Origin of the sequence: Alloactinosynnema sp. L-07, from assembly GCF_900070365.1 — a bacterium.
Classification (GTDB): Bacteria; Actinomycetota; Actinomycetes; order Mycobacteriales; family Pseudonocardiaceae; genus Actinokineospora.
The window spans coordinates 3,658,649-3,674,239 of sequence record NZ_LN850107.1; the positions used below are offsets into that span (position 1 = coordinate 3,658,649).

Here is a 15,591-nt window from a genome sequence, read left to right on the forward strand (position 1 = left end):
CACTCCCTTGCCCGCCAACAACTCCACGCCCGCCACCAGCACCCCCACGCCCTATGGCGCCACGCCCAGTACCAGCGCCACCGCGCCCACCCGAAGATCCAGGCCCACCCACTGCGCCACCGCGCCCGTCGACGGCACCACGCCCGCCGCCAGCCCCGCCGCGCCCATCCACAGCGCGCCCGCCACCAACGCCCCCTTGCGCACCGGCACCACGGCCACCGCCGCCACCCGCGACAGAACGGCTCCCAGCACCACGCCCACCACCCGGGTGGCCGGCACCGTCCCGATACCCGCTCCCGCCTACCCGACCCCCACCACCCTCGCCCCCGCCGGGGCCATACCCCCCGCGCGCGCCCACACCGCTTCCCCCGCCAACGCGCCCTGCTTCCCCGACACCCCGTCCGCCGGCCCCCGAATGACCACCATCGACACGAGGACGTCCACCACCAGCACCGGAATGCCCGACCCCACCGGCCTGCCCGCCGCCAGTTCCCCTACCGCCTCCGTCGGCACCAGTGCGCCCGGCTCCGCCTGCGGCCCCACGGCCACCCGGCACACCCCGCCCACCGCCTGCTGCGCCACGAGCACCAGCGCCGGTGCCACCGCGTGCGCTCCCCCGACCGTTCTGCCCGACTCCACCTGGCGTCCGACGACCACCAGATCCAGCGACTCCAGATTCCCCGCCACGCCCAGCAGCGCCCCGGGGATCCACACCACGGCCTGCACCTCGGCCGCCTGCACTACTGCCACCGCCATCGTGTCCACCGGCGCCGGAGCCACCACGACCGCTCCCCGCAGCCCGCTGATCACCACGCCCGCGCGCATTCCCAGCGCCCTGCGCACCCCCAGACCCGCGAGGCGGCGAACCGCCTCCAGCCCCCCTCGGCTGAGCACCCCGCGACTCCCCATCGCGTGCCGAGTCACCTCGGCTCGGCGGCTCCCCGTTGCGACCCGACATCAGACACCCTCATCCTGCCCGGAACTCACCAAACCAGCGGCCGTACCGGCACTCCCACGCCGCCCAGCCGCCAGCCCCACACCTTCACGGCGCTCCCACACCGTCCAAGCCCACTCAACCCCACGCCCTACGGCGCAAACCTCACACGCACCCACCCAATCCAGACCAACCCCACGCCCCCCAACGCGGTGTTCACACCCACCAACCACCGCGCGGCGATCACACCCTCGGACCGCCAAAGCAGCACGAACTCCAAGCCCCGCAACGCGCCCCTTGCTGACGGAACGGAAGGACGAGGGCGCGAGCGTCTCGCTCTGCGCGCCTGCCAACCCACCACCCGATCCGCCACTCGCCAACCGACCACTCGCCTGCTGGCAACCCGCCAAGCCACGACCAGCCTGCCCGCGACCCGCTAACCCACGACCAGCCGATCCGCCACCCACGCCACTCGCCGGCCCACCACTCGTCAACCGGCAACCCGCCACCCCACCGCCAGCCAACCCGCGACCCACCAACCCACAACCGAGTCCGCCACCATCAACCGGCCCACGACCCACCAACCAACAACCAGACGACCCGCCACCCACGCCACTCGCCGGCCCACCACTCGTCAACCGGCAACCCGCCACCCCACCGCCGGCCAACCCGCGACCCACCAACCCACAACCGAGTCCGCCACCATCAACCGGCCCACGACCCACCAACCAACAACCAGACGACCCGCGACCCGCCCACCAACCACTCGCCAGCCCGAACTCCTCTGACCCAACGCCAGCCTGCCGACCCGCCGACCCACCATCCGATCCGCCACTCGCCAGGCCACTAGTCGACCAGCAACCCGCAACACCACGACCAGGCGATCCGCTACCCGCCCACCAGCCACTCGCCAACCGACCATTGTCCGGCTGGGAACTCGCCCAACGGCCGCCAGCCTGCAAGCCACCCGCCAGCCAACTGCTCGCCAGCCCGCCCCGCGCTGGTTCGCGTGCGCCGCCGGGGTGGTTTGTCTGCCGTGGCGGCGTGGCGCGGCCGTAGACCACGCGCGGGGCATGCGCGGCATGCTGCGCCCGCGTGTCGTCGGGGGTGGTGACGGCACGCGGGCGTGGCCTGGTTGGCATCAGCCGCCTCCGCCTGGCGGAGGCGCGGCGCCCTGGGCCGGAGGTGCGCCACCGGCAGGGGGCTGGGTGCCTGCTGCCGCGGGTGGCTGACCGCCGCCTGCGGGAGGTGCGGTTCCGGTGCCGCCCGCCGGGGGCTGAGCACCGACGGGAGCCTGACCATCAGCGGGCACCGCGCCACCCGGAGCCTGGGTGCCTGCCGGAACCGCGCCCACCGGAGTCTGCGTGCCTGCCGCAGCCTGCGCACCTGCCGCGGGATCCACGGGCTGCGTGCCCGCGGCCGCCGGGTCGGGGGCGGGCGGAGCGGGAGCGCGGACGGGCTTCGCGTCGCCGACCACGGTGACGGTGCCGTCTGGGCCGACGACCAGTCGTGCCGGGTCACCCGCCGGGACCATGCCCAGTTGGCGGGCGCGCTCGGCCAGCGCAGAGGCGGACTCCTTTCGGGTCACCTCGCGCTGGAGTTGGGCGGCTTGTTCGGCTAGTTGGTTGGCTTCCTTCTTGGCGTTCTCGAGGCGGTAGGAGTCGGCGACGGCCTGGGTGGTGAGCCACAGGGTCGCGGCGACGCCGACCGCCAGCAGGGCGATGATCAGTACGACGAAGGAGGCCCGCCCGGCGGCGGCCTCTTCTGGGTCAACGGCTGCGCGGCTCGCGGGTCGGCGGCCCTCGCGGTGCGCACGGCGGGCGTAGGCGCGCTCGGCGGCGGCTGTGCGCGGGCGGGCGGGGCGACCCACCCGTTCCGGCTGCTCGACCTCCGGAGCGACGGTGGGCGCGTCGATAGTCGCGGTCGCGACAGCCGATCGGCGTACGGGAACAGCAACTTCGTCCGAGGCGTCGAGCGAGGAACGAACGCGCACGTCATCGGCGCCCGAGCTCGAGTCGCGGGGCACGGATACCCCGGCCTTGTTCGACGGCGCACGGCGAGAACGGGCCGACGACCCATCCGCGGCCGCCCGCCCGGAGCCGCCCGACCCGCGACCAGACCGACCAGCCTGCTCATCCTCAGCGCGCGACCGGCGCCGAGAACGGGCGGTTTGCCCGCCGGACCGGCTAGACCGACCCGACCGCGAACGGTCACCCGAGAGGCCCGCCTCACCCAGCACACCGGAGAGACCAGCTTGCTCATGCGCGTCAGCCGAACGACCACGAGACCCGGCGACAGCCGTCGCCTCCGCGTCAGCCGAACGACCACGCGTGCCCGCCGAAGCGACCTCCGAGTCAGCCCTCCGACCACGAGACCGAGCCCCAGCTTCCGAGATCCCCTCGGCGTCAGCCGAACGACCACGAGACCCAGCGACAGCCGTCGCCTCCGCGTCAGCCGACCGACCGCGAGACCGGCTCGCCGAAGGGACCTCCGAGTCGCGACCACGAGACCGAACGCCAGCCTCCGAACCAGCCGACCGACCACCAGACCGAGCCCCAGTCGCGGGAGCGGCCTCCGCGCCATCGGCGGCTTCCACCGTCGGTCCGGTGATGTCGAGGGACATGTCTTCCACCTGCGGGGAGTCGTGCGCAGGAGTGCGGCGGGGTCGGCGGCGGGGCGCCGAGCCGTCCGCGCGCGCACTGCGGCGGGGGGTCGGGTCCGATTCGGGTTCCGGTCGGGCACGGCCGAGTTTGGCCAGCGCCCGGTCCGCCCAGCCGGACAGCGTGCCGGTCGGCTCGTCCCCGGATCGAGAGGCTCGGGCCTTGTTGCGCGTGGGCGCGGTCATGATGCCTCCCTGATCCGTTCGGCGGCCCGCAGTCGGACCGACTGGGCACGTGGGTTCTGCTCGGTCTCGGCCTCATCGGCCAGTTCGGCGCCGCCGCGGGTGAGGAGGCGGAAGTAGGGGGCGTGTTCGGGCAGTTCGACCGGCAGGCCCGGCGGGGTGGTCGACTTGGCCAGTTCGCCGATCGCCTTCTTCACGATCCGGTCTTCCAGCGACTGGTAGGACTCCACGACGATCCGGCCGCCGACTCGAAGCGCCGAGAGGGCGGCGGGGATCGCGCGGCGCAGGACGTCGAGTTCGGCGTTGACCTCGATGCGAAGGGCCTGGAACGTGCGCTTGGCCGGGTGGCCGCCGGTGCGGCGGGAGGCGGCGGGCACCGCGGCGTAGAGCAGCTCCACCAGACGGGCGCTCGTGGTGAACGGCTCCTTCGCGCGCTCGGCGACGATGGCCTTGACGATGCGGGAGGCGAAGCGTTCCTCGCCGTACTCGCGCAGGATGCGGATCAGGTCGCCGGGCTCGTAGGTGTTGAGCACGTCGGCGGCCGTCGGGCCGGTGGTCGGGTCCATCCGCATGTCCAGCGGGGAGTCGCGCGCGTAGGCGAAGCCGCGTTCAGGCACGTCGAGCTGCATCGAGGACACACCGAGGTCGAACAGCACGCCGTCCACTTGAGACAGTCCGAGCGACGACAGCGCCTCGGGCAGTCCGTCGTAGACGGTGTGCACAAGGTGCACCCGGTCGCCGTGGCGGGCCAGGCGGTCGGCCGACATGGACAGTGCGTTCGGGTCGCGGTCGAGTCCGACCAGCGTGAGCGAAGGGTGGGCCGACAGCAGGGCGTCGGCGTGGCCGCCGAGGCCGAGAGTGGCGTCGACCAGGACGGCGGGGCGGTCCGACAAGGCCGGAGCGAACAGCTCCAGAATCCGGTCCAGCAGCACCGGCACGTGCCGCGGCTGATCCGTCATGTGGCCACACCCCCTTTCAGTCCAGCCAGACGGCCGGGTGCCGCCAGGTCCCCGCCCGCTCGTCGAACCTGGCACCGGGGAAGGTGCGCCAGGGCCGAAAGCGAGCGGACCGAGGCCTCACGGCACCCGCGTCTTCCTGCTCCCCCCACGACTCAGAACACGCCGGGCAGAACCTCCTCACGCGCTTGGGAGTAGCTGTCCTCGTGTTCGTCCAGGTAGGTCTGCCACGCTTGCGCGTCCCAGATCTCCAGCCTGGTGATCGCCCCGATGACCACGCACTCCTTGGTCAACCCGGCGTAGCGCCGCAGTTCCGGCGCGACCGGGATCCGGCCCTGGCTGTCCGGACGCTGCTCGTCGGTGCCCGCGAACAGGTACCGCTGGTAGGCCCGGACGGCCTCGTTCGTCAGTGGTGCCGCCGCCACCTTGCGCGCCATCTCCTCGAACTCCGCGCGCGGAAACACGTAGAGGCAGTGATCCTGACCCTTCGTGACCATGAGTCCACCCGCGAGCGCTTCCCGGAACTTGGCGGGCAGTGTCAGCCGCCCCTTGTCGTCGAGCTTCGGGGTGTGCGTGCCGAGGAACATCGGACACTCACCTCCCCACCGAACCGGTCGGATCGGCCATGGGACTCCCGTCCGCCCCACTTGGCGCCACAGTACCCCACTTTTCACCACAGTCAACGCGAATCGTGTCGGATTTCGACTGATCGAGATCGCGTTTGCCCAGCTAGACGGCCGAGGGGTCAGGTGGGGGGCGGTGGGGAGTCCACCGCCCGGGGTGAATCGAAAACCCCACGCAACCCCCGCCCGCGCCACGCGTCCTAGGTGAATGTGGGCCGCTGTGGGGCCCTGGGGAAGGACGTGGGGGCGTCGGTGGGTGAGGGTGGGGAACGGGTTGCCGCGCAGGCCGCACGGCCAGTCGCACAGCGTGACCAACGGAGCGGCCGGATCGCCGCCGGAGCCGACCTGGCACTATCGGCACCAGCGCACGGGTCGATTCGGCGCCGGAAACGTTGGGGTACTTCGCCCCGGTTTGACACACTCCATGGAAGGCTGTCGCGGCCACGGCAGGCTGACCCACGAGCGCCGATCCCGTCCGCGCCCCGATCGGGTGCCCGGAGCCCGGTGACCCTGCACAAGCATCAGGAGGTCGTGTGACGTCGAGTACCCCGCCCGCCGCTCTGCCGGGGCACCCCCCGTACGGCGGGCACGGCCCCGAGGCGCCGGGTCCGACCTCGCCCTACCCGGCCGACAACCACCGGCCGATCAGCAGGCTGGACGACCTCCACGCGACCGCGCAGCGCATCGCCGCCAACGTCGAGCGGGTCCTGGTCGGCAAGCCGGAGGTCGTGCGCATCGCCCTGGTCACCCTGCTCGCCGAGGGCCACCTGCTGGTCGAGGACGTGCCTGGCGTCGGCAAGACGTCGCTGGCCAAGGCGCTGGCGCGGTCGATCGACTGCTCGGTGAGCCGCATCCAGTTCACCCCCGACCTGCTGCCAAGCGACGTCACCGGGGTGTCCATCTTCAACCGGCAGACCAGCGAGTTCGAGTTCCGCCCCGGTCCGGTCTTCGCCAACATCGTGGTGGGCGACGAGATCAACCGCGCGTCGCCGAAGACGCAGTCGGCGCTGCTGGAGTGCATGGAAGAGCACCAGGTCACCGTCGACGCCAAGACCTATGAACTGCAGTCGCCCTTCATGGTGATCGCCACGCAGAACCCGATCGAGATGGAGGGCACCTACGCCCTGCCCGAGGCCCAGCGCGACCGCTTCACCGCGCGGGTGTCGATCGGTTACCCCGACCCGCAGGCCGAGCTGGCCATGGTCGACGAGCACGCCGCGAAGGATGTCTTCAAGACGCTCAAGCCGGTGTCCACAGGCGACCAGGTGCGCGGTCTCATCGAGACGGTCCGGGGTGTCCAGATCGCCCAGGAGGTCCGGCGGTACGCCGTCGAGCTGGTGTCGGCGACGCGGCGACTGTCCGAGATCCGCATCGGCGCCTCCCCCCGGTCGACGCTGCACCTGGTGCGCGCCGCGCGGGCGCAGGCGGCGCTGTCCGGCCGCGACTTCGTGGTCCCCGACGACATGCACCTGGTCGCCATCCCGGTGCTGGCGCACCGGCTGGTCCTCACGCCGGAGGCGCAGGCCGCCCGCCGCTCGCCCGCCGAGCTCATCCGCGGGCTCATCCAGCGCGTCCCCGTGCCGCAGGCCGACCCGGCCGCGCAGTGGGCGCGCGGTCGTCAGTAGGAGTGGTCGATGGGCGGGGCGCTGTCGGGGCTGACCACACGGGGCCGCTGCCTGTTGGCGGCCGGGGTCGCCGCCGCGCTGTGTTCGGTGGTCCTCAACGAGCGTGACCTGCTGCGGGTCGCGGTGTTCGTGGTGGCGCTGCCGCTGATCGTGTGTGGGTTCACCGCGATCGCCAAGGTCGGCCTGCAGGCCGAGCGGCACTTGGCGCCCGCGCGGGTGCCGGTCGGCGGCCGCGCGGAGGTCGCGTTGACGGTGCGCAGCACGGGCAGGCTCCCCACGGGTGGACTGCTGGTGTCCGACGGCGTGCCGTACGCGTTGGGCGGCAAGCCCCGGTTCGTCATCGAGCACCTGCCCCGCCACACCGGCACGCAGCTGCGGTACGCGGTGCAGCCGATGCTGCGCGGCATCCAGCAGCTCGGCCCGCTCAAGGCGACGATCACCGATCCGTTCGGCCTTGCCGAGTTCGAGCGGGAGCTGGCGCGCACGTCTCGGCTGGTCGTCGTCCCCCGCGTGGTCCCCCTGTCCGGCGTCCCCGGCGGCTCGGGTCTCGGCTCGGGCGACGACGGTTCGATCCGGCTCAACGTCGGCCACGGCGAGGACGACGCCATTGTGCGCCCGTACCGGCAGGGCGACGACCTGCGCAAAGTCCATTGGCGCTCCACCGCCAAGCGCGACGAGATGATGGTCCGGGTCGAGGAGTCCCCGTGGCGCGGCGGCACGACAGTGCTTCTGGACCACCGGGTCTCCGGTCACCGGGGCACGGGTGCGAGTTCGAGCCTGGAGTGGGCGGTGTCGTTCGCGGCGAGCATCTGCGTGCACCTGCACCGCTACGGCCAGCAGATCCGCCTTGTCACCGAGACCGGCGCGATCCTGGTCAGTGACGCGGGCGACGGCAGCCACAGCGACAACGCGGTGCTCGACACCCTGGCCGCGCTGCAGCCGGTGCACCAGCGGGAGATCAACTGCCCGGCCGACCCCGGCCACGGCCAGGAACTGATCGCGATCATCGGCGCGGCCGACGCCGAGTCGGTCGGCCAGCTCATCCGCTACCGCACCCGCGGCACCCGCAGCCTGGCTGTTCTGCTCGACGCGACCGCGTGGGGCCCGGGCGACGGCCCCGACGGCGACCCGCAGGGCGCCGCCGCGCTGCTGACCGCGGCGGGTTGGGGCGTCACCGTGGCCCGGCCGGACATCCCGATGACCAGGGTGTGGAGCAGCATCTGCCGCAGCGGCACCAAACGCGGCGACAGCATGATCGCGGGGTTCGGCTCATGACCCCCAACCCGCGAACCCCCAAACCCCCAAACACGCAGCCCCCACCCTTCCCGGGGGGACGGCCCCTGGCCAGTCTATCGGCCGCGAGGCTTGATGATCTTCGAACTGGTTCGCCTGTGGACAGGCTCGGACCTTGTGGACAAACGGGCGCGCGGGGGGCGACTCATGAGTGAAGTTGCCACACCGCAGGCCCAGTGGTCGGTCACCGTGACCCCGGTGATCGCCGCGATCACCACACTGTGTGCGTCGAGCGCGCTGGCCGGGGTGATCGACGGGATGCGCTGGCTCGGCTACGCGGGCATCGCCGTCATGGTCGTCACGGCCACCGGGCTCGGGCTCCGGGCCCTGCGCACGCCGACGCTGGTGGTCGGGCTCGCGCAGATGGCCGCGCTGATGTGCCTGGTGGTGGCCCTGTTCACCAACAGCGGAATCCTCGGTGTGTTCCCTGGCCCGTCCGCCATCGCCGAGTTGGGTGAGGTGTTGCGGCGATCCGTCGAGGCCGTCCAGCTGGGAGTGCCCCCGGTACCCGCGACCGCGCCAATGCTCTGCCTCGTGGTCATCGCCATCGGGTTGGTCGCGGTCCTGGTCGACACCCTCGCCGTCTCGGCAGGGGCGCCCGCCGCGTGCGGGCTCGTTCTTCTCTGTGTCTACGCGGTCCCGGCGTCGCTGGCCGACGACCTGCTCCCCTGGTGGTCCTTCATCCTCGGCGCCACCTCGTTCGCGATCCTGCTGGCCGTCGACGGGGCCCACCGCCATCAGCAGTGGCGCAACCGGCCCGCGCTGCCGGGCACGGCGGCCGGGTTCGGCTCGCCGACGACCATGGTCTCGGTGGCGCTGGTGATGGGCCTGCTCGCGGGCGCGCTGATCACCGGCATCGGCACCGTCGGCAGCCTGCCCGGCGGCAGCGGCGGCAAGGGCGGTGGCGGCGGCCTGGCGCTCAAGCCGTTCACCGCGCTGCGCGGCATGCTCGACCAGGGCACCAACATCGAGCTCTACCGGGTCCGCAACCTCGGCAACGAGGCCCGCTACCTGCGCGCGATGACCCTGCCCCGGTACGACCGCAACGGCGGCTGGACCGCGGTCGACGCGCTGCCCGACGACTTCCCGGCCGACGCCGACCTGCCGCCCGCCCCCGGTGACGACGGCGGCGGCACGATCACCCGCATCGAGATCGAGCCGATCAACTCCCCCAAGGATCTGTGGGCGCCGGTCTACGGCACCCCGCGCAGGCTCCGGGACATCCCCAAGGGCATGTACTACGACCAGAGCGGCGGGATGGTCTACTCCCGAACCCCCCGCCAGCTCGGCAAGTACACCGAAGACGCCGACATGAGCCAGCCCGCGCGCGAGGACCTGCGGCTGGCGGGCACCGACCACAGCGAGATCGACCAGATCTACCTCACCAGCGAGGGCATCGACCCTGAGGTCGTCACGCTCGCCAGGCAGATCACCGCGGACAAGCAGACGAACTTCGACAAGGCGCTGGCACTGCAGCAGTACTTCGACCGGTCCAACGGCTTCGAGTACAAGACCCAGACCGACACGGCCAGCGACGAGGACGCCCTCAAGGACTTCCTGTTCCGCTCCAAGGTCGGCTACTGCGAGCAGTACGCCTCCGCCATGGCGATCCTCGCCCGCGCGGTCGGCATCCCTTCCCGAGTGGCCATCGGCTACACGGCGGGCTTCCAGTCCGGCGACTACCGGTCGATCACCACGCAGGACGCGCACGCGTGGGTCGAGATCTTCTTCCCGGCCCAGGGCTGGGTCTCGTTCGACCCGACGCCACTGACCGACGGCCGAACCTTCGTCCCGCCGTACACGACTGGGGATCCGAGCGCTGGACCGTCGACGTCGGCGACTGAGGAGCAGGTTCCGACCGGAGCGCCGAGCACGAGCGCGGTGACGCCGCAGGACAAGCTCGACACCCAGGACCCGGACGCGATCGGGGCGGTCACCGGGCAGGCGGATACGTCGTGGCCGTGGCAGATCTGGGCGGGATTGGTCTCTCTCGTGCTGACTGGGGCGGCGCTGCTTGTTGCCCGTCGTCGTTCGCTGCTGCGGTATCTCATTCCGTTGATCGCTGTTTTCGGGACGTTGACGCTGTTCTTCCTCACCGCGGCGGTGTCGTGGTGGTTGGCGGTGCTGGTTCTGGTGTTGGTCGCGGCGGCGGTGCCCGCGTTGGTTCGCACGTGGTGGCGGCACGGGCGGCGGCATGCGGTGCTTGTGGCGGATCCGTCGGCGGCCAGTGCGGCTTGGGACGAGCTGATGGCTGAGTCCTGGGATCGGGGGGCTTCGATCTCAGAGGCCGACACGGTGCGGACGGCGGCTCGGCGGCTGGCTCGGGAGCACAGTTTGGATGAGTCCGGGAAGACAGCGCTGCGGACTGTGGTGAATTCGGTGGAGCGGTCTTGGTATGGGGGGAATGCGGACCGTGATCCGGAGTTGGCTGCGGCGTTTGATGAGGTCGTTAAGGGGATGAGGCGGACTGCGCCGTTGGCTTGGAAGGCTCGGCTGTTGCCTCGATCTGTGCTGCGGCCTCGTCGGTAGTTTGCTTGGCTGGTGGTTGCCTATTTGGGCCGTTCCGTTGTACCCCTTGCGTTTTGTCGGGCCTGCGGTCTACCCGTCACCTTTTCTTCTTGCTTGCTGCCTAGACATGACTCTATGGCCGTAGGGGTCCCTACGGCCATGAGTGCTACCTGTGGAAGTCAGCAGCGAAAGCTGGCTAATGGTCTTCGTCGAACCGCTTCTTGAAACGCTCTTCCATTCGCTGGGAGAACGAGCCTCGGCGGTCGCCGCGAGAGTCGCCGGTGCCTGGAGGGCCGCCGGGGGCGTCGGCATGGTCGGGGGCGGCGTCGCCGCCCTGGCGGAGGGCCGTCAGCGTCATGAGGGCGCCGACGAACATGACAAGGAAGCCGAGCAGGCTCACCACGGGGATACCCGCCGGTTTGAACGGCAGCATCACACCGAACACGAGGAGCGCCACACCCAGGACGAACAGGGCGATGCCCTGCAGCCTGCGCCGTCGGGACGGCTTGCGTAGGCGGGCGCCTCGGACGGTGGAGGCGAACTTGGGATCCTCGGCGTAGAGCGCGCGCTCGATCTGGTCGAGCAGTCGCTGCTCGTGCTCGGAGAGTGGCATATGTTCCTCCTCCGGCACATTGGTCGCGGGCGCCGGGCGATCACGGTTGCCGCCGGACCCGGCGGGCAACCCGCTGTGGGGTTGTCCCCTCCAGGATACGGGCCCTTCCCCCCGAGTACTACCCGATCCTGGATCACGGTGTGACTGCGTGCGCGGAGTCCTCCGTACGGGGTAGTCCCGAGGCCTCGTGGGCCCGCTGCGCGTTCTGTCGGTCACGCTCGGCACCCAAGGCGATGGGGGCTCCGACCATGGCGTCGGGGACGGCGAAGGCGTCGACCAAGGTGGCCGCGTGGGGGCGCAGGTGGGCGCACAGGTCGTTGACCGCGCTGGTCACGGCCTTGGCGCGGGCGGTGGAGAGCCTGCCGTGGCCGAGGAACCAGTCCAGGTCGGCCTCCAGGTTGGCGAGCACGTACAGATCGCACACCCGCTCAAGCAACTCCTTGTCCGGGCCGTCACCGCATCGGTCTATCCCGGCCACGAATGCCTCCAGGACGACCCTGTCCACGTGGGCGCGGGCGGCCCGCAGGACGTGGTCTTGCGCACGATTGAAGACGCCAAAAGCGTCTACGCCCTCGTCCCCGGCTCGGCGCAGGCGGCGGGCGAGGGTGTCGAGGACGTGTTTCTCGCGGTCCTCGAACAGGCGCAGGTGCCAGCCGCGGTCCAGGAGGTCGGTTTCCTCGTCCTGTGGGGTGACCGCGTTGATCAGTCGGTCGATGAGCGCGCGGGCGGCGGTGCGTTCGATCACGGTCTCGACGAACTGGTCGGCGATGAACCGGGCCAGGCCGACGCTCCCGAGGGTGTGCAGGTGCTGCTGGTAGCCGGTGAGCAGGCCCTTGGACACGAGCTGGAGCAGGATCGTGTTGTCGCCCTCGAAGGTGGTGAACACGTCGGTGTCGGCCTTGAGCCGGGGCAGCCGGTTCTCCATGAGGTAGCCCGCGCCGCCGCAGGCCTCGCGGCAGGTCTGGATGGTGTGGGTGGCGTGCCAGGTGCCGACGGCCTTGAGCCCGGCCGCGCGCGACTCCAGTTCGCGCTGGCGGCGGTCGTCGCCCTGGTCCAGTTCGTGCAGTGTGGTGACGAGTTGTTCTTGGGCGAAGTGCAGCGCGTAGGTGGTGGCCAGTGCGGGCAGGAGCTTGCGCTGGTGGGCGAGGTAGTCCAGTAGGACGATCTCCTCGCCGGTGGCGGGGTTGTCGAACTGGCGGCGGACGAGGCCGTAGCGCACGGCGATTGTCAGCGCGGTCTTGGTGGCGCTGCCCGCCGCGCCCGCGACGCTGATGCGGCCGCGGATCAAGGTGCCGAGCATGGTGAAGAAGCGTTTGCCGTCGCCCTCGATCGGGCTTGTGTAGACGCCGTCGTCGCTTACGTCGCCGTATCGGTTGAGCAGCGCCTCGCGCGGGACGCGGACCTGGTCGAACCAGAGCCTGCCGTTGTCGACGCCGTTGAGCCCGGCTTTGCGCCCGCAGTCCTCGATCCGCACCCCGGGCACCGTTCCGTTCGAGTCCCGGATCGGTACGAACAGCGCGTGCACGCCCCGGGACTCGCCGCCCACGACGAGTTGGGCGAACACGACGGCGGCGTGGCCGTCGCGGGCGGCGTTGCCGATGTACTCCTTGCGCGCGCCCTCGTGCGGGGTGTGCACGACGAACTCGCGCGTCGCCGGGTCGTAGGTCGCGGTGGTGCGCAGGTGCTGGACGTCGGAGCCGTGGCCGGTCTCGGTCATGGCGAAGCAGCCGGGCAGGTCGAGATCCATGATCGCGCGCAGGTACCGCTGGTGGTGGGCCTCGGTGCCCAACGCCTCGACCGCGCCGCCGAACAGGCCCCACTGCACGCCTGCCTTGACCATCACCGACAGGTCGCCGAAGCCGAGCATCTCGAACGCGGTCAGCGCCGCGCCCGTGTCGCCGTCGCCGCCATAGGCCTTGGGGAAGCCCGCGCGTGGGTAACCTGAGGCGACCAGCGACCGCAGCGCGTCGAGCACCTGGGCGCGGTGTTCCTCGGTCGGCAGGTCGCCCGGCGGCGTGGGCTCGCCCGCCAGCCAGGCCCGTGCCTCGCGGCGGACGTGGCCCCATCGGCCGTCGAGCAGGTCGGTGAGCCTGGCCGGGTCGGCCGGTGCGGTTGCCGGGATATCCATGAAGGAAACGCTAGTGCGGTCGGGCGGGTCAGGCTGTCTGAGCGGGCTCGCGCCGGGCAGCGGCGACGGCGGCGAGGGCACCCAAGATCGTCATCGCCGCGACGGCCAGCGCGGAACCGGTCGGCGACACCGCGGCCGCTGCGGCGATGACCAGCAGCGGCCCGACGACGTAACCGACCCCGGCGGCGGCAGGCCGCACAGCCGGGCGCGGCGGCAAAGCGAGCAGGCCCGCGATCACGATGTCGAGGGCGGCCCACCATGGCTCGTCACCGTCGGCGAGAGCCAGCGTGGTGAACGCCGCGGCCGACACGACCGCCGCGCCGACGAGCACGATCGACTGGCCGCGCCGGTCAGCCAAGCCGACGAGCAGCGGCCCGCCGACAGCCGCGGCGATGGCGAACAGGCCGAGGTAGGCGCCGATCAAGCCGTAGGAGAACCCCTGCTCGCGCAGGAAGATCGCGATGGCAAGCGGCGCCATGCCGTTGGGGAGCCTGCCGACGAGGCTGGTCGCGATCAGCCACTTGGCGTCGCGTCGGCCGATTCGCTCCCGGTCAACGTGCGTCAACGATCCCCCCGGCAGGCGCTGTGGTTACCTGAATCCATGGATCCCGTCGCCGCGCTCAAGCAGATCGCGCTCTTCCTGGAGCGCGCGGGCGAGCCCACGTTCAAGGTACGAGCGTTCCGCAAGGCGGCCGCAATAGTCGGCGAGCTACCCCCCGACGAGCTGGCCGAACGCGTCCGCGCGGGCACACTGACCGCGCTGCCCGGCATCGGCAAGTCCATCGCCGCGGCCATCACCGAAGCCGTCGCCCAAGGCGAACCCGGCTACCTGACCAAACTCACCGACAGTGCCGCGAAACCGGTCGCGGGCGGGGCCGCCCTGCGCTCGGCGCTGCGCGGGGACTGCCACACGCACTCCGACTGGTCCGACGGCGGCAGCCCGATCCGGGAGATGGCCGAGGCCGCCATCGCCTTGGGCCACGAGTGGATGGCGCTCACCGACCACTCCCCGCGGCTGCGGGTCGCCAACGGTCTCAGCGCCGAGCGGCTGCGCAGGCAGTTGGAGGTGGTGGCCGAGCTGAACGTCGAGCTGGCGCCGTTCTTGATCCTGACCGGCATCGAGGTCGACATCTTGCTGGATGGGGCGCTCGATCAGACCGAGGAACTGCTGTCCCAGGTCGACGTGGTCGTGGCGAGCGTGCACTCGCAGTTGCGGATGCCGAAGAAGGAGATGACCGAGCGGATGCTGACGGCGGTCGCCAATCCGCAGGTGGATGTGCTCGGGCATTGCACTGGGCGGCTGGTGATGGGCAAGGGGCGGCCGGAATCGACGTTCGACGCTGACGCGGTGTTCAGCGCTTGTGCGGAGTACGGGGTGGCGGTGGAGATCAATTCGCGGCCGGAGCGGCTCGACCCGCCGCGGCGGCTGTTGCGGGTCGCGGCTGATCTTGGGTGCGAGTTCGCCATCGACAGTGACGCGCACGCGCCTGGGCAGTTGGATTGGCTGCCTTATGGATGTGAGCGGGCTGAGGAGTGCGGGATCTCCGCGGAGCGGGTCATCAACACGAAGACGGCGGCGGATCTGTTGAGCCACATCGCTGGGCGGTAGGCCTGCCGCGCTAGAGGATGCTTTTGCTGGCCACGTTCGCGGGTTTGAAGGTGAACTCGGCCCAGACGACCTTGCCCTCTGGGGCGAGTTGCCAGCCCCAGTCGCGGCTCAGTGCCTCGACGATCGTCAGGCCCCGGCTCCGCGGGGACCTGGCGTCGGCGGTGAGCGCCACGGGTGTGCCTGGGCCGCCGTCGGTCACCCGGAGCAAGACGCGGCCGTCGCTCAGGCGGAGGTCGACGGTGACCTCGCTTTGGCCGTGTTCGATGGCGTTGGTCACCAGCTCGGATGTGGCGAGCACGATGTCGGCGATCAGGTCTGGCCGAACCGACCAGGATCGCAGTGCCTCGGTCACGAAGCCTCGGGCCTCACCTGCCGACCGCGTCGTCGGCGGCAGCCTCGCGATCAGCTCATCCACCATTGCCCCTAGCTCCGCGTCCACACGGGAATTGCCCCCCGTGTG

13 protein-coding genes are annotated in these 15,591 nt (G+C 71.2%); 4 read left to right on the forward strand and 9 right to left on the reverse strand.

The annotated features are described in order from the left end of the window. Positions 1-51: 51 nt before the first annotated feature. From BN1701_RS16035 to mraZ, 5 genes are all read right to left on the reverse strand, one after another. Positions 52-252 (reverse strand): hypothetical protein, encoded by a 201-nt coding sequence (locus BN1701_RS16035; protein ID WP_157368014.1) that lies wholly within the window; start codon positions 250-252, stop codon positions 52-54. A gap of 48 nt (positions 253-300) precedes the next feature. Beyond that, positions 301-894, reverse strand: a complete 594-nt coding sequence (locus BN1701_RS16040) for a hypothetical protein (protein ID WP_157368015.1) — start codon at positions 892-894, stop codon at positions 301-303. 1,181 nt (positions 895-2,075) lie between these two features. After that, positions 2,076-2,960, reverse strand: coding sequence for a hypothetical protein (locus BN1701_RS16045; protein ID WP_054049703.1), 885 nt, complete (start codon positions 2,958-2,960; stop codon positions 2,076-2,078). An 815-nt stretch (positions 2,961-3,775) separates the two neighbouring features. Then, positions 3,776-4,735 (reverse strand): 16S rRNA (cytosine(1402)-N(4))-methyltransferase RsmH, encoded by a 960-nt coding sequence (rsmH, locus tag BN1701_RS16050; protein WP_054049705.1) that lies wholly within the window; start codon positions 4,733-4,735, stop codon positions 3,776-3,778. Between the two features lie 152 nt (positions 4,736-4,887). Next, complete coding sequence (gene mraZ, locus BN1701_RS16055) at positions 4,888-5,319, reverse strand: division/cell wall cluster transcriptional repressor MraZ (RefSeq protein WP_054049708.1); 432 nt, start codon at positions 5,317-5,319, stop codon at positions 4,888-4,890. Positions 5,320-5,888: 569 nt separating this feature from the next. Here mraZ and BN1701_RS16060 point away from each other — a divergent pair. From BN1701_RS16060 to BN1701_RS16070, 3 genes are all read left to right on the forward strand, one after another. Further along, positions 5,889-6,980: a MoxR family ATPase gene (locus tag BN1701_RS16060; RefSeq protein WP_172803263.1), complete on the forward strand. Its 1,092-nt coding sequence runs from the start codon at positions 5,889-5,891 to the stop codon at positions 6,978-6,980. A gap of 9 nt (positions 6,981-6,989) precedes the next feature. Further along, the gene (locus BN1701_RS16065) at positions 6,990-8,255 is read left to right on the forward strand and encodes a DUF58 domain-containing protein (protein ID WP_054049710.1); all 1,266 of its coding nucleotides are present in this window, start codon (positions 6,990-6,992) and stop codon (positions 8,253-8,255) included. A 165-nt stretch (positions 8,256-8,420) separates the two neighbouring features. Continuing rightward, positions 8,421-10,802: a DUF3488 and transglutaminase-like domain-containing protein gene (locus BN1701_RS16070; protein WP_067521224.1), complete on the forward strand. Its 2,382-nt coding sequence runs from the start codon at positions 8,421-8,423 to the stop codon at positions 10,800-10,802. 175 nt (positions 10,803-10,977) lie between these two features. Here BN1701_RS16070 and BN1701_RS16075 read toward each other — a convergent pair whose 3' ends face one another. The 3 genes from BN1701_RS16075 to BN1701_RS16085 all read right to left on the reverse strand — a co-directional run bounded on the left by BN1701_RS16075 (position 10,978) and on the right by BN1701_RS16085 (position 14,087). Next, positions 10,978-11,394: a DUF3040 domain-containing protein gene (locus BN1701_RS16075; protein WP_054049715.1), complete on the reverse strand. Its 417-nt coding sequence runs from the start codon at positions 11,392-11,394 to the stop codon at positions 10,978-10,980. A 133-nt stretch (positions 11,395-11,527) separates the two neighbouring features. Further along, positions 11,528-13,522, reverse strand: coding sequence for an acyl-CoA dehydrogenase (locus BN1701_RS16080; protein WP_054055896.1), 1,995 nt, complete (start codon positions 13,520-13,522; stop codon positions 11,528-11,530). Between the two features lie 28 nt (positions 13,523-13,550). Further along, the gene (locus BN1701_RS16085; RefSeq protein ID WP_054049717.1) at positions 13,551-14,087 is read right to left on the reverse strand and encodes a hypothetical protein; all 537 of its coding nucleotides are present in this window, start codon (positions 14,085-14,087) and stop codon (positions 13,551-13,553) included. Between the two features lie 36 nt (positions 14,088-14,123). Between BN1701_RS16085 and BN1701_RS16090 the strand changes: the two genes are divergently transcribed. Then, entirely contained in the window at positions 14,124-15,131 is a 1,008-nt protein-coding gene (locus BN1701_RS16090) for a PHP domain-containing protein (RefSeq protein WP_054049719.1), read from the forward strand. Positions 15,132-15,141: 10 nt separating this feature from the next. Here the strand turns inward: BN1701_RS16090 and BN1701_RS16095 are convergent, their stop codons facing one another. Beyond that, positions 15,142-15,546 (reverse strand): ATP-binding protein, encoded by a 405-nt coding sequence (locus tag BN1701_RS16095; protein WP_172803264.1) that lies wholly within the window; start codon positions 15,544-15,546, stop codon positions 15,142-15,144. Between the last annotated feature and the right edge of the window lie 45 nt (positions 15,547-15,591).

Bases quoted from the DNA above. Each gene is read 5' to 3' on its own strand.
- rsmH (WP_054049705.1), bottom strand. From the start codon at position 4,735: ATGACGGATCAGCCGCGGCACGTGCCGGTGCTGCTGGACCGGATTCTG.
- mraZ (WP_054049708.1), bottom strand. From the start codon at position 5,319: ATGTTCCTCGGCACGCACACCCCGAAGCTCGACGACAAGGGGCGGCTG.
- BN1701_RS16065 (WP_054049710.1), top strand. From the start codon at position 6,990: ATGGGCGGGGCGCTGTCGGGGCTGACCACACGGGGCCGCTGCCTGTTG.
- BN1701_RS16070 (WP_067521224.1), top strand. From the start codon at position 8,421: ATGAGTGAAGTTGCCACACCGCAGGCCCAGTGGTCGGTCACCGTGACC.
- BN1701_RS16075 (WP_054049715.1), bottom strand. From the start codon at position 11,394: ATGCCACTCTCCGAGCACGAGCAGCGACTGCTCGACCAGATCGAGCGC.
- BN1701_RS16080 (WP_054055896.1), bottom strand. From the start codon at position 13,522: ATGGATATCCCGGCAACCGCACCGGCCGACCCGGCCAGGCTCACCGAC.
- BN1701_RS16090 (WP_054049719.1), top strand. From the start codon at position 14,124: ATGGATCCCGTCGCCGCGCTCAAGCAGATCGCGCTCTTCCTGGAGCGC.